Raw genomic sequence first — 12,947 nt, forward strand, 5'->3', positions numbered from 1 at the left:
GACGCACCCGGGCTACGCCGCGGCGGCCAGTTGCTTTCGGTGGTGGCGGGGGACCAGGTCCACGCGGGGGTGTCCGCGGTTCCAGCCGAACGACAGGCGCAGACCGCCGGCGCGGGCCAGGACCAGGCCTATGGTGGCGGCCGCGGCGAGCGAGACGACACCGCCCGCGGCGAAGCCGACGCGGGCGCCGTAGGCGTCGGTGATCCAGCCGACGAGGGGCGCGCCCAGCGGTGTACCGCCCATGAAGACCATCATGAACAGGGCCATCACCCGGCCGCGCATGGCCGGGTCGGTGCCCATCTGCACCGCGGTGTTCGCCGTGACGTTGACCGTCAGGCCGAAGATGCCGATGGGCGCCATCAGCAGCGCGAACAGCCAGTACGACGGGGCCAGCGCGGCGACGATCTCCAGCGCGCCGAAGGCCGCGGCGGCCGCGATGAGCACGCGCAGCCGGGCGGTGCCGCGGCGGGCCGCGAGCAGGGCGCCGACCAGGGAGCCGACCGCCATCACGGTGTTGAAGAGGCTGTAGGCGCCGGCTCCGGAGTGGAAGACGTCCTCGGCGTAGGCCGACAGCCACACCGGGAAGTTGAAGCCGAAGGTGCCGATGAAGCCGACCAGGACGATCGGCCAGATCAGCTCGGGGCGGCCGGCGACGTAGCGCAGGCCCTCGCGGAGCTGGCCCTTGCCGCGCGGTGCGCGCTCGACGACGTGCAGCTCACGGGTGCGCATCAGCAGCAGGCCGACGATGGGGGCGACGAAGGACAGGCCGTTGGCGAGGAACGCCCAGCCGGTGCCCACGCCGGTGATCATCACGCCCGCTGCGGCGGGGCCGACCAGACGGGCGGACTGGAAGTTCGCGGAGTTCAGGCTGACCGCGTTCTGGAGTTGCTTCGGGCCGACCATCTCCGAGACGAAGGACTGGCGGGCCGGATTGTCGACGACCGTGGCGAGGCCCACCGCGAACGCGGCGAGGTAGACGTGCCACACCTGGACCTGGCCGGTGAGGGTGAGCACGGCGAGTGCGAGGCCGGTGACGGCCATGGCCGACTGGGTGACGAGCAGCGTGGGCCGCTTGGGCAGTCGGTCGACGAGGACGCCGCCGTAGAGGCCGAAGAGCAGCATCGGCAGGAACTGGAGGGCCGTGGTGATGCCGACGGCGGCCGAGGAGCCGGTGAGGCTCAGGACCAGCCAGTCCTGCGCGATGCGCTGCATCCAGGTGCCGGTGTTGGAGACGACCTGGCCCAGGAAGAACAGGCGGTAGTTCCTGACCCTCAGCGAGCTGAACATCGAGGACTTGCGGGGGGTGTCGGGGGCGGCGGGGGAATCGTGGGTGGTCGGTGCGGGGGCGGAGTCTGCTCCGGATCCCGTACTCAAAGGGGTTCGCCTCCTTGGCCGGCTGCTCACTCGCCGAGTGGTACGCGTTTTACAGGTGTGCGAGCTTCTCCAGTACGGGGGCGGCGGCGCTCAGTTTGGCCCACTCGTCCTCGTCCAGACCCTCGACCAGACCGGCCAGGAAGGCGTTCCGCTTGCGGCGGCTCTCCTCCAGCATGGTTTCGGCCTGGGCGGTCCTCGTGACCACCTTCTGACGCCGGTCCTCGGGGTGCGGCTCCAGGCTGACCAGCCCCTTGGCCTCCAGCAGCGCCACGATGCGGGTCATCGACGGCGGCTGCACGTGCTCCTTGCGGGCGAGTTCGCCCGGGGTGGCGCTCCCGCAGTTGGACAGGGTGCCCAGCACCGACATCTCGGTGGGGCTCAGCGACTCGTCGACGCGCTGGTGCTTGAGCCGACGGGACAACCGCATCACGGCGGAGCGCAGGGAGTTCACGGCGGCAGCGTCGTCGCCATGGGTGAGGTCCGGCATGTTCTTTAGCGTAACTCATTACTCTCTCTAAATACCACCGGGAACACGCCCTACGCCCGTGACTCCCGCCACTGAAGATCACATCACTCTTTCGAGTGATCCATGCCCGAAACACCACGCCTCGCGCGGGAAAGTCCCGCGACCCTCGTGCCCATGGGGACCAGTGTGCTCAGCCTGCGCATGGACCACGAGCTGCTCGAACGGCTCAGGTGCCACGCCGCCAAAAGAGGAATGAGCGTCCAGGACTATGTCGTCCGGACGCTCATTCGGGATGACTTCGACGAGCGGTTCCAGGCCGCCGTCGAGGAGACGAAGAGGTTCTACGGGGTCACATGACCCGCGCCGAACCGGGTCGGATCAGGTCAGGCCGAGGGCCGGCATCAGGTAGTAGAAGGCGAAGACCGCCGCCACCACGTACATCGCCACCGGGACGTCCTTGCCGCGGCCGGCCGCCAGGCGCAGCACCACGAAGGTGATGAAGCCCATGCCGATGCCGTTGGTGATCGAGTAGGTGAACGGCATCATCACCATCGTCACGAAGGCCGGGATGGCGATCGTGTAGTCCGCCCAGTCGATCTCCTTGACCGAACCGGACAGGATCAGGAAGCCCACCGCGAGCAGGGCCGGGGTGGCCGCCTGGGACGGCACCATGGTGGCGATCGGGGTCAGGAACAGCGCCACGGCGAACAGGGCACCGGTGACGACGTTGGCGAAGCCGGTCCTGGCGCCCTCGCCGACGCCCGCCGTCGACTCCACGAAGCAGGTGGTGGCGGAGGAGGAGCTGGCGCCACCGGCGGCGACCGCGATGCCGTCGACGAAGAGGACCTTGTTGATGCCGGGCATCTGCCCCTGGGCGTCGGTCAGCTTCGCCTCGTCGCTGATGCCCATGATCGTGCCCATGGCGTCGAAGAAGGTCGACAGCAGCACGGTGAAGACGAAGAGGACGCCGGTGAGCACGCCGACCTTCTCGAAGCCGCCGAACAGGCTGACCTTGCCGAGCAGGCCGAAGTCGGGAGTGGAGAACGGGCTGCCCGGCCACTTCGGGGTGGTCAGACCCCAGGACGGCACCTTGGCGACGGAGTTGATCACGACCGCCAGGACGGTCATCGCGACGATCGAGATCAGGATCGCGCCGGGCACCTTGCGCAGGATCAGCGCCAGCGTGAGCAGCGCGCCCAGGATGAAGACGAGAACGGGCCAGCCGTTGAGGTGACCGTCGGCGCCGAGCTGGAGCGGGACGGTGGTGTGGGCGGCGTCCGGGATGCGGGAGACGAAACCGGAGTCGACGAGCCCGATCAGCATGATGAACAGGCCGATACCGATGGCGATGCCCTTGCGCAGGCCGAGCGGCACGGCGTTCATCACGCGCTCGCGCAGGCCGGTGGCGACCAGCAGCATCACCACGAAGCCGGCGAGGACGACCATGCCCATGGCGTCCGGCCACGACATGCGCGGCGCCAGCTGGAGCGCGACGACCGTGTTGACGCCGAGGCCTGCGGCGAGCGCGATCGGCACATTGCCGATGACACCCATGAGGAGAGTGGTGAACGCGGCGGTCACGACGGTGGCGGTGACCAGCTGGCCGTTGTTGAGCTGGTGCCCGTACATGTCCTTCGCGCTGCCCAGGATGATCGGGTTCAGCACGATGATGTAGGCCATCGCGAAGAAGGTGGCGAAACCGCCGCGGACCTCCCGGGACAGGGAGCTGCCCCGCTCGGAGATCTTGAAGTAGCGGTCGAGAGCGCCGTACGGGGGTGGCGTTCCCGGCTGCTCGGGGGCGGAAGCCTTGGCGGTGGCCGAGGTGGGCATGCGGGTGACCTCAAAGGTGCGGGTGGGTACGGGGTTCCGGGCCGGACCGAGGATCAAACCAAACCGACAACCAACAGGTTCCCCCAGGTCCCTGTCGCGACTCTGTTGGTGATTCCTACGAAGAGAAGTGGCCAGACTCGGACCGTTTCAGTATGAACATATGAAGCCGAAAAGACCATCTCCGCGCGTAGACAACGGTCCTGCCAGGGGCGGGACGCTTCTCATCCGGGCCCCGTAAGCTGACCCCCATGGCGAAGTGGACCCCCAAGCACGAGGCGCCGGAGCCCCTGGAGGGCCCCGTGGTCGCCACCATCACCGGCGGCACGATCGTGTGGTTCGTCCTCTTCCTGGCCCAGCTCCCCTTCTACGGCTGGTTCCACGACCACGGTCACACCTGGTGGCTGTGGACGTGCCTGGCCGGCGGGGGCCTCGGCCTGATCGGCATCTGGTACGTCCGCAAGCGGGACGCCGCCATCAAGCGGGCGGGGCTGCCGCAGCAGTCGACGTCCGCGGAATAGGCGGACCCGCGCACCCGACGTGAGGGGGCGGGCCGGGGCAGGGTGCGCCTGCCCCGGCCGAAGGCCCCCGGACCGGGACCGCCTGCGTCAGCGGACGACGTCGGTGCCGAGGGCGGCGTCGTCGATCTCGGCCGCGAACGGAGCGCCCTCCCAGTCACCGGCGACGGTGACGGCACGAGCACCGCACAGACCGGCGATCCGGAGGCGCTCGGCCGCGTCCTCTCCGGCGAGCACCGCGCTGAGGTAGCCGGCGGCGAACGCGTCTCCGGCGCCCACCGGGTCGACCACGGCGACCGGCTGGGGCCGCTGCCGGTGGACGACCCCGTCGACGCACGCGACGCTGCCGGCGGAGCCGAGCTTGATCACGACTTGGCCGGGACCGAGTGCGGCGATGGCCCTCGCCTGCGCCTCGGGGTCCTTCTCGTCGGTGAACAGCAGGGCTTCCTCGGTGGTCGCGAAGAAGATGTCGGCCTTGCCGAGCAGATGGCCGAGGACCGGGCGGGCCCGGTCCTGCGGCCACAGCCGGGAGCGGAAGTTGACGTCGAAGGAGACGGTGACACCGTGCTCCTCGGCGAGGGCGACGGCCCTGCGCACCGCGTCGGACGCGGACGCGCTCAAGGCTGGCGTGATGCCGGTGACATGCAGGATCCTCGCGCCGGCGATCACGGCCTCGTCGAGATCGGCGGGCGCGAGCCGGGAACCGGCGCTGTGCGTGCGGTAGTAGCTGACCTGCACCCGGCCCGAGGCCTGGCGGGTCTTCAGCATCAGGCCGGTCGGCGCGGGATCGCGCACGATCGACGTCGACACGGCCTCGGCGCGCAGTTCCCGGGCGATGAGCTCGCCGACCTCGTCCGTGCCCAGCCGGCCGATCCAGTGCGCGGCGCGGCCGAGCCGGGCCAGACCTATGGCCACATTGCTCTCGGCGCCGCCGAAGCCGAGCCGCAGGGTCGGCTGCCGGATCAGCGGCACGTTCGCCGACTGGGTGAGCAGCCCGATGGACTCGCCCAGGGTGACGACTTCGGGACCCATCGCGCTCACACCGCTTCCTCGATCGACTTGAACAGGGTGGCCGCGCGCCGGGCGATCACCGATACGTCGCCGTCGCGCAGCGCGCTGCCGGTGAGCGCGCCGCCCAGGCTGACCGCGACCGCCCCGGCGGCCACGTACAAGCCGGCGGTCTCCACGGTGATCCCTCCCGACGGGACGAACGGGATGCCGGGGAACGGTTCGCGCAGGCTGCGCAGGTGGGCGGGGCCGCCGGTCGCGGCGGGGAAGATCTTCACGGCGTCCGCGCCGAGGGCGTGGGCCCGCAGCACCTCGGACGGCGTCCAGGCGCCGACGATGCTCGGTACCCCGTGCGCGGACGCGATCCGGGGCAGCTCGTCCACCAGGCCGGGAGACACGGCGAACCCGGCTCCGGCGTCGATCGCGGCGCGGGTGAGGGCCTCGTCGGTGAGGGTGCCGGCGCCGATCACCGCGTCGGCCGAGAACTGCCTGACGGTCCGTTCCAGGACCGCCGGGAAATCCGGGGTGGTGGCGGTCAGTTCGATCGTTCGCACTCCGGCGCGTATGAGCGCGGCCACGGTGGTGGCGAGGTGCTCGGTCGTCGCGGGACGCAGGACGGCCACGACACGGGTCTCGGTCAGGGCCACGGGCAGGTGCAGGGGGGCCGCCGATTGGGCCACGGAACAGCTCCTTCTCACAACAGGGTGCTGGGGGCGGACTGCCTGGTCGCCTTCGACGAGGCAGGACACGCCGTTGGTCGGGTGTGGTCAGCGGAACCTGGTCGGGCTTCGGCCGCGCCGCGCGAGCGGGTTCCGGCCGGGTCAGTCATCGGGGCGCCGTGGTCATCCGCGGCCTCCCCACCGCTGCGAGATGTCGCGGGCCGCCGCTCTCACCAGGGGCACCACCTGCGAGACCCGCTCCGGTGGCATGCGTTCCTCGGGCGCCGACACGCTGATCGCATGGGTCGCGGCTCCGGTCACGTCGAAGACCGGGGCGGCGACGCAGCGCACCCCCGCCTCGTTCTCGACGTCGTCGATCGCCCAGCCGCGGGCACGGGACCTGGCGAGCTCGGCGCGCAGCGCGTCGCCGTCGGTGATGGTGTTCTCGGTGCGCGGGGCCATGCCCGCCGCGATCACCGCGTCGACCACGGCGTCGTCGGCGTAGGCCAGCATGGCCTTGCCGACGCTGGTGCAGTACGCCGACTGGGTGCTGCCGACCCGCGAGGCCATCCGCACGGGAAGCGGGCTGTCGACCTTGTCGACGTAGACCACGTGCGGGAAGTCCGCCGTGACCACGTGAACGGTCTCGCTCGTCGCCTCCGACAGGCCCTTCAGCACGTCGCGGGTGTCGCGGTGCGGGTCGTTCCCGGCGAGATACACCTGGCCGAGCTGGGCGTTGCGCCAGCCGAGCCGGTACGCGCCGCTCGGCAGGACCTGGACGAAGCGGGCGTCGACGAGCGGTTGGAGCAGACGCAGCACCGTGGACTTGCTCAGGCCCTGCTGTGCGGCCAGCTCGGTGAGCGTGCAGCCGCGGCCCTCGACGTCGTCGCCGAGCCTGATGAGGATTCCGAGCGCCCGGCGCAGCGAGGCCGAGTTGTTGCGTGCGCCGGGGGTGGGGGCGAGCCGGTCGGTCAAGACGAGCCTCCTCGTCGAATCGCGCGGCCGGCCGTGGCGTTGCGCAGGTGGCCGTCGCGGAGTGCGAACGCGCCACCGATCACCACGTGGTCCACACCGTCCGCGAACTGCAGTGAGTCGTCGTAGGTTGCCAGATCGGCGACGCGGCCGGCATCGAGCACGACCAGATCGGCGATCTTCCCCGTCGCGATCAGGCCACGGTCCCCGAGCCCGAACCGGGCCACCGCCCGTGTCGACAGGTGCTGGACCGCGTCCGTCCAGCTCCAGTTGGCGCGCTCCATCACCTGGTCGCGCAGGAACCGGGCGAACGCGCCGTAGGCCCGGGGGTGCGGGGCGCCGCCCATGAAGATGCCGTCCGAGCCGGCCATGTGCACGCGGTGCTGGGCGAGTTCGCTGACGTCGTCGTCGGTGTTCGCGGCGGGTTGCTGCACCAGGCAGCCGACCCCCAACTCGCAGTCGACCAGCAGGTCGCAGATCAGCTCGCCGACCGGCCGGTCCACCGTGGCGGCCACCTCGGTCAGGCGGCGCCCCTCGGCCCATCTCCAGGAAGGGGCGGCGGTGTAGGCGAGGATCACCCGCTCCGGCAGGTCTCCGAGGGTGGGGAACCAGGTCCGGCCCAGTTCCCGGCGGGTGGCGGGATCCTTCAGCAGGGCGAGCGTCCCGCCCGAACGGCCGGTCTGGAGTTCCGGAGGCAGGGTGAGCATCGACAGGATGGTGCTGCCGCGTGTGTAGGGGTAGCTGTCGAAGCTGAAGTCCAGTCCGGCGTCGAGGGCGGAGTCGAGCAGCGGCCGCAGGGCGGCGGCCGGGCCGTGGAAGTGCGAGACATGGGTGGCGACGCCGCTTCGCGCCGCGATCCGTCTCAGTTCCTCGATGCCGGTGTGCGCGTGTTCCTCGTATCCGCGCATGTGGGAGACGTGCACCGCGCCGGCTTCGGCCACCGGGCGGCACAACTCGGCGAGTTCCGCCGCGTCGGCGAAACCGCCGGGGACGTACTCGAGGCCGGTCGACAGCCCGACCGCTCCGTCGGCCAGTCCGCGGGCGACCAGCGCGCGCATGCGCCGGAGTTCGTCCGCCGTCGGCGTGCGCGGCGCGAAACCGGCGACCTGGGCGCGGATGTTGCCGGCGGGCACCAGGGCCGCCGCGTTGACGCCGATGCCGGTGTCGAAGTGGGCCAGGAGTCCGGCCGTCGACGCGTCGGCGGAAAGGGCGCCGGGCCGCGGTCCGTTGACCGCCGAGAAGTAGCGGTCGAGTTCGCCGGCGGTGGCGGCGCAGGACGGTGCGAAGGAGACGCCGTCCTGTCCGACGACGACGGTGGTCACGCCCTGCCGCAGATGGGCCTCGGTCACGGCCGGGTCGCCGAGGCGGCCGTCCGCGTGGCTGTGGGCGTCGACGAAGCCGGGCAGCACCAGGCGCCCGGAGACGTCGACGACCTCGGTCGCGGCGGCCGCGTACCGCCTGGCGTCCGGGCCGACGTGGACGATGCGCTCGCCGCGGACCGCGACATCCGCCACGCGGGGTGGCCCGGAGCCGCCGTCGACCACCGTCCCGCCGCAAAGGACCAGATCGGGGGGTGGTTCTGAGGTCGCGTCAGTCATCGTCACCTCGGAAGGCCGGCCGTCGGCTCATGGGTGTCTTCCCCTTTCGCTCGGCCTGCAGGGTCTTGCGCCGATTACGCCAAGCATTGTATTCATGCCCCGTGCACTGCAAGACCAAGTTCTGCACTGCACAACGTAATTGGGGTCGCGCTCACCCAGGGCGCAGGTGAAACGAGGATCGAATGCCCCCAGCGCGCAAACGCGCCATCGCGGCGAGTGCTCCGTGCCTCGCAGCCGCCCTTCTGCTGTCGGCCTGCTCCGCGCCGATGGCCGACAGCGCGCGGCCGGACGGCCTGGTGGTGGCCGAGACGACGGCGCCCAGCACCCTGGACCCGCAGGGCTCCAGCATGTACGCCGACCGGTTCGCCTGGCAGCTCTCCTACGAGTGCCTCTACACCACGACCGCCGACGGCCGGGTCGAGCCCGCCCTCGCCACCGGCTACGACGAGTCGGCGGACGGTCTGACCTACACCTTCACGCTGCGCCACGGTGTGCGCTTCCACAACGGCTCTCCGCTCACCGCCGACGACGTCGTCTACTCCTTCGACCGGCTGCACAAGGGCTCGGACGGCATCGACGAGGAGCTGTTCCCGACGCTGAAGGGCGTCGAGAAGGTCGACGCCGAGAAGGTCAGTTTCAAGCTGAAGACTCCGGACGCCGGATTCATCAACAACATGGCCAACCCCCTGGTGTGGGGGTGCGCGATCATGAGCCGGCACGCCGACGCGTCCAACCCGGCCACCACCATGGTGGGAACCGGGCCGTGGAAGCAGACGTCGTACCGCGCCAACAGCGAACTACGGCTGGAACGCAACGACGACTACTGGGGCAAGAAGGCCGCCGCGCCCGCCCTCTCGGTGCTGTACATCCCCAATGTCGCCACCCAGGTGGCCAATCTCCAGGTCGGCAAGATCGACCTGATGTTCCCCGACGCGGCGAGCGCCGCGGCCCTGAAGGGCCGCCACGACGTGGCCCTCGACAAGGTCGAGACCGACTCGACGATCTTCCTCCAGATCAACAACCTCCGTAAGCCGCTGGACAACCAGCTCGTACGGCAGGCGCTGGCACTCGCCGTCGACCGCGGGGAGCTGGCCGAGGGCGCCTACCACGACGGTGCCCGGCCGAGCGTCTACATCCCGCCGTCGTCGGCCTGGGCACCCTCCGTCGACCGGCTGCCGTACTCCCAGCCGGACCTCGACCGGGCCAAGAAGCTGCTGAGCCGGGCCGGCTATCCGCACGGGTTCTCCACCACGCTCATGTACATCAGCGGGTACGACCCGGGCACCGACAACCTGATGACCCTGATGCAGGCCCAGCTCGCCCGGGTGGGGATCAAGGTCAAGCTGCTGCCCCTGGAGCGGGCCGCCTGGAGCTCCAAGCTGACCGGGCCGGACTACGACCTCTCCTGGAACGCGCAGTCGTACTACTCCAACCCGATCCAGTACGTGCTGCCCGCCGAGGGCCGGCAGGGTCCGACGCCCGCGGAGCTGCGGAAACTGCTCGACGACGCCCGCGCCGCCGGCGACCAGGCCGCCTACCAGCAGGCACTGACGAAGATCTCCGAGTACGAGGCGACGCACGTCTACCCGACCGTCACCCTGCTCGCCACCAACACGTTCGCCGCCTACCGAAACGTCCTCGACCACGTGACGGTACCGCCGAGCCAGAGCCGCACCTTCCTGACCGACGTGACGAAGGAGTAGCGCGATGACGACCGCGCAGACAGCGCCCGGCGCACCCGCCGACACGGCAGCCCTCTCGGTACGCGATCTGACCATCGGCTATCGACGCGGCGACCGCGAAGTCCCCGCCGTCGTCGGGGCGGGCTTCGAGATCTCCGCCGGCGAACGGGTCGCCCTCGTCGGTGAATCCGGGTCGGGCAAGTCGACCCTGGCCTCGGCGATCCTGCGGACCCTGCCCGACAACGCGAACGTCGTGTCCGGGTCGATCTCGCTCGGGGGACGCGACCTGCTCCGCCTCGACCCGGCCGGCCTGCGCGGGATCCGCTCCACGCGGATCGCGCGGGTGCCGCAGGACCCCCTCGCCAGCCTCAACCCCGTCTTCCCCGTCGGCAAGCAGCTGACCGACGTCGTCCGGGCCCATCACGCGGTGTCCAGGAGCGAGGCGACCGGCATCGCCGAGGAGATCCTCCGCCAGGTCGGGCTGCCCGATGTCGCGGTGAAGCGCCGCAGCTTCCCCCACGAGCTCTCCGGCGGTATGCGCCAGCGGGTGCTGATCGCCATGGCGCTCATCAACCGGCCCCAGCTGCTGATCGCCGACGAGCCGACCACCGCGCTCGACGCCACGGTCCAGGCGCAGATCGTCGACCTGCTGCGCACCCGCGTCACCGCCGCGGGGATGTCGCTGCTGCTCATCACCCACGACATCGGCATCGTCGGCGAACTGTGCACCCAGGTCATGGTGATGTACCGCGGCCAGATCATCGAGCAGGGCCCGGTGACGGACGTTCTCACCAACCCCCGGCACGACTACACCGCCTCACTGCTCGCGGCCGCACGCGGAGAGCCGAAGGCGTACCGCAGAGAACCAGGAGTGACCGCATGACCAGCCCTACGACGGCCGAGGCGCCCAGCCGCGTGCTCCAGGTCGACAGCGCGCGGAAGTACTTCCCGGTCCGCCGGGCCAGGCTCCGCGACCCGCGCCGCCACGTCCACGCCGTGGACTCCGTGACCCTGGCCCTCGGCGCCGGCCGGACCCTCGGGATCGTCGGCGAGTCCGGGTGCGGCAAGTCGACCCTGGGCCGGGTGATCGTCGGGCTCGAACGGCCCGACGCCGGCACCGTGCGGGTCGGCGTGGACGCCGCCGCCGCGGGCACCCCCCGCGCCCTCGGAGTCGTCCAGGCGGTGTTCCAGGACCCGGCCAGCGCGCTGGACCCGCGCATGACCGTCCGGCAGAGCATCGGGGAGGCCCTTCCCGACGTGGACCGGGCCACCCGCGCGCGGCGGGTCGTGGAAGCACTGGAGGAGGTCGGACTCACCGAGGAGTACGCCGACCGCTACCCCCACGAGCTGTCCGGCGGGCAGCAGCAGCGGGTCTGCATCGCCCGCGCGGTGGTGGGCCGCCCGGAGCTGATCCTGCTCGACGAGGCGGTCACCTCGCTGGACGCCTCCTTGCAGGCGCAGGTGCTCGACCTGCTGAGCCGGCTCCAGGAACGCACCGGCGTGGCCTACGTGTTCATCTCGCACGACCTGCGGGCCGTGCGCCGGTTCAGCGACCAGGTGGCCGTGATGTACCTCGGCCAGCTGGTCGAGGTCGCCCCGGCCGCCGACTTCGACGCCGGGCTGCTGCACCCGTACTCGGTGGCCCTGCGGTCCACCGAACCGAGCCTCCCCGGCGACGACGGGCCGCGGCTGCCGAGAATCGTCCTGGACGGCGAGCCCCCCAGCGCGATCGACCCGCCGCCCGGCTGCCGGTTCGCCGCGCGCTGCCCCGTGGCGGAGGCCCGCTGCCGGGAGACGCTGCCGGAACTGGTCGAGGAACGCCCCGGCCACCTCGTCCGCTGCGTCAAGCCGGGAGCGCTCACCCCCGCCTCGGACTCGGGAGAGGCCGCCTGATGCTGCTCTACACGCTGCGCAAACTGGTGGGCGCCGCCGCCGTCCTGCTCGCGCTCTCCGCACTCGTCTTCATCGCCGGCCGTGCCCTCACCCCCGGTGACGCGGCACAACTGATCGCCGGCTCCAAGGCCAGCCCCGAGACGATCGAGAACATCAGGCACTCCCTGGGCCTGGACCAGCCGATCCTCGAGCAGTACCTGAACTGGCTGGGCGACGCCCTGCGCGGGGACTTCGGCACCTCGCCGTTCTCCGGTCAGGCCAACCGCGACGTGATCCTCCAGCAGGCCCCGGTCTCCCTGGAACTGGCGCTGCTGGGCCTGCTCATCGCCGTGGTCATCGGCATCCCCGCCGGTGTGTACGCCGCCACCCGCGCACGGTCGGCCCGCGTCTGGGCCGTACGGCTGCCGCTGCTGTTCGCGTTCGCCTTCCCGGCGTTCGTCTCCGGCTCGTTCGCGCTGTACGCGGCCACGCACTACTTCCCGAACCTGTACTCGCCGAGCTACATCCCGGTCGACGACGGCCTGATCGCCAATGTGCAGACCATGCTGCTGCCGGCGCTGGCCGTGGGCATCCCCACCGCGCCGCTGATCATGCAGATGACCCGGTCCTCCATGCTGGAGGTGCTGGCCGCCCCGCACATCTCGACCGCGCGCACCAACGGCATCGCCGAATGGCGCATCACGTACGTCTACGCGCTGCGGACGGCACTGCCTCCCGTGCTCACCCTGATCGGCATGATCTTCGGGCTGCTGGTCGGTGGCCTCTTCATCGTCGAACAGATCTTCAGCCTGCCGGGTCTCGGCCGCGGCATCCTCGGCTCCATCGAGATGCGCGACTTCACCCAAGCGACCGGGCAGGCACTCGTGCTCGCCGCGGCCTTCATCCTGGGCAACCTGGTCGTGGACCTGGTGCTCCCGCTCGTCGACCGCCGTATCGCGCGCTCCTAGGAA

General features: G+C 70.9%; 13 protein-coding genes. 6 read left to right on the top strand and 7 right to left on the bottom strand.

From position 1 onward, the window contains the following. Positions 1–12: 12 nt before the first annotated feature. On the bottom strand, positions 13–1,374 hold the full coding sequence (locus ABZ818_RS09455; RefSeq protein WP_361412621.1) for an MFS transporter: 1,362 nt from the start codon (positions 1,372–1,374) through the stop codon (positions 13–15). A gap of 49 nt (positions 1,375–1,423) precedes the next feature. Continuing rightward, a complete protein-coding gene (locus ABZ818_RS09460) occupies positions 1,424–1,861 on the bottom strand; it encodes a MarR family transcriptional regulator (protein WP_100568981.1) in 438 nt (145 codons plus the stop codon). Between the two features lie 153 nt (positions 1,862–2,014). Between ABZ818_RS09460 and ABZ818_RS09465 the strand changes: the two genes are divergently transcribed. Continuing rightward, positions 2,015–2,197 (top strand): ribbon-helix-helix protein, CopG family, encoded by a 183-nt coding sequence (locus ABZ818_RS09465; protein ID WP_361412622.1) that lies wholly within the window; start codon positions 2,015–2,017, stop codon positions 2,195–2,197. A 21-nt stretch (positions 2,198–2,218) separates the two neighbouring features. On the opposite strand, the gene ABZ818_RS09470 is transcribed toward ABZ818_RS09465, so the two are convergent. Further along, a complete protein-coding gene (locus tag ABZ818_RS09470; RefSeq protein WP_361412623.1) occupies positions 2,219–3,670 on the bottom strand; it encodes an NCS2 family permease in 1,452 nt (483 codons plus the stop codon). Positions 3,671–3,918: 248 nt separating this feature from the next. Between ABZ818_RS09470 and ABZ818_RS09475 the strand changes: the two genes are divergently transcribed. Further along, entirely contained in the window at positions 3,919–4,188 is a 270-nt protein-coding gene (locus ABZ818_RS09475) for a DUF2530 domain-containing protein (RefSeq protein WP_361412624.1), read from the top strand. An 87-nt stretch (positions 4,189–4,275) separates the two neighbouring features. Here the strand turns inward: ABZ818_RS09475 and ABZ818_RS09480 are convergent, their stop codons facing one another. The 4 genes from ABZ818_RS09480 to ABZ818_RS09495 form a co-directional block, all read right to left on the bottom strand. Further along, positions 4,276–5,217 (bottom strand): sugar kinase, encoded by a 942-nt coding sequence (locus ABZ818_RS09480; protein ID WP_361412719.1) that lies wholly within the window; start codon positions 5,215–5,217, stop codon positions 4,276–4,278. Between the two features lie 5 nt (positions 5,218–5,222). After that, the gene (locus ABZ818_RS09485; protein WP_361412625.1) at positions 5,223–5,873 is read right to left on the bottom strand and encodes a bifunctional 4-hydroxy-2-oxoglutarate aldolase/2-dehydro-3-deoxy-phosphogluconate aldolase; all 651 of its coding nucleotides are present in this window, start codon (positions 5,871–5,873) and stop codon (positions 5,223–5,225) included. 162 nt (positions 5,874–6,035) lie between these two features. Then, positions 6,036–6,827, bottom strand: a complete 792-nt coding sequence (locus ABZ818_RS09490; protein WP_361412626.1) for an IclR family transcriptional regulator — start codon at positions 6,825–6,827, stop codon at positions 6,036–6,038. Continuing rightward, positions 6,824–8,422, bottom strand: a complete 1,599-nt coding sequence (locus tag ABZ818_RS09495) for an amidohydrolase family protein (RefSeq protein WP_361412627.1) — start codon at positions 8,420–8,422, stop codon at positions 6,824–6,826. Before ABZ818_RS09495 ends, ABZ818_RS09490 begins: the two co-directional genes overlap by 4 nt. A 182-nt stretch (positions 8,423–8,604) precedes the next feature. On the opposite strand from ABZ818_RS09495, the gene ABZ818_RS09500 reads away from it, so the two are divergent. Genes ABZ818_RS09500 through ABZ818_RS09515 form a run of 4 tightly spaced genes read left to right on the top strand, consistent with a single transcriptional unit; the run spans position 8,605 to position 12,944 of the window. Next, complete coding sequence (locus tag ABZ818_RS09500) at positions 8,605–10,125, top strand: ABC transporter substrate-binding protein (RefSeq protein WP_361412628.1); 1,521 nt, start codon at positions 8,605–8,607, stop codon at positions 10,123–10,125. Between the two features lie 4 nt (positions 10,126–10,129). Continuing rightward, positions 10,130–10,987 carry an ABC transporter ATP-binding protein gene (locus ABZ818_RS09505; protein ID WP_361412629.1) on the top strand — a complete coding sequence of 286 codons (858 nt, stop codon included), beginning with the start codon at positions 10,130–10,132 and terminating at the stop codon, positions 10,985–10,987. After that, complete coding sequence (locus tag ABZ818_RS09510) at positions 10,984–11,997, top strand: ABC transporter ATP-binding protein (protein WP_361412630.1); 1,014 nt, start codon at positions 10,984–10,986, stop codon at positions 11,995–11,997. Before ABZ818_RS09505 ends, ABZ818_RS09510 begins: the two co-directional genes overlap by 4 nt. Then, positions 11,997–12,944, top strand: coding sequence for an ABC transporter permease (locus tag ABZ818_RS09515; protein WP_361412631.1), 948 nt, complete (start codon positions 11,997–11,999; stop codon positions 12,942–12,944). Before ABZ818_RS09510 ends, ABZ818_RS09515 begins: the two co-directional genes overlap by 1 nt. Positions 12,945–12,947: the final 3 nt, after the last annotated feature.

The sequence above is a fragment of the Streptomyces sp. NPDC047453 genome (genome assembly GCF_040643155.1).
Classification (GTDB): Bacteria; Actinomycetota; Actinomycetes; order Streptomycetales; family Streptomycetaceae; genus Streptomyces.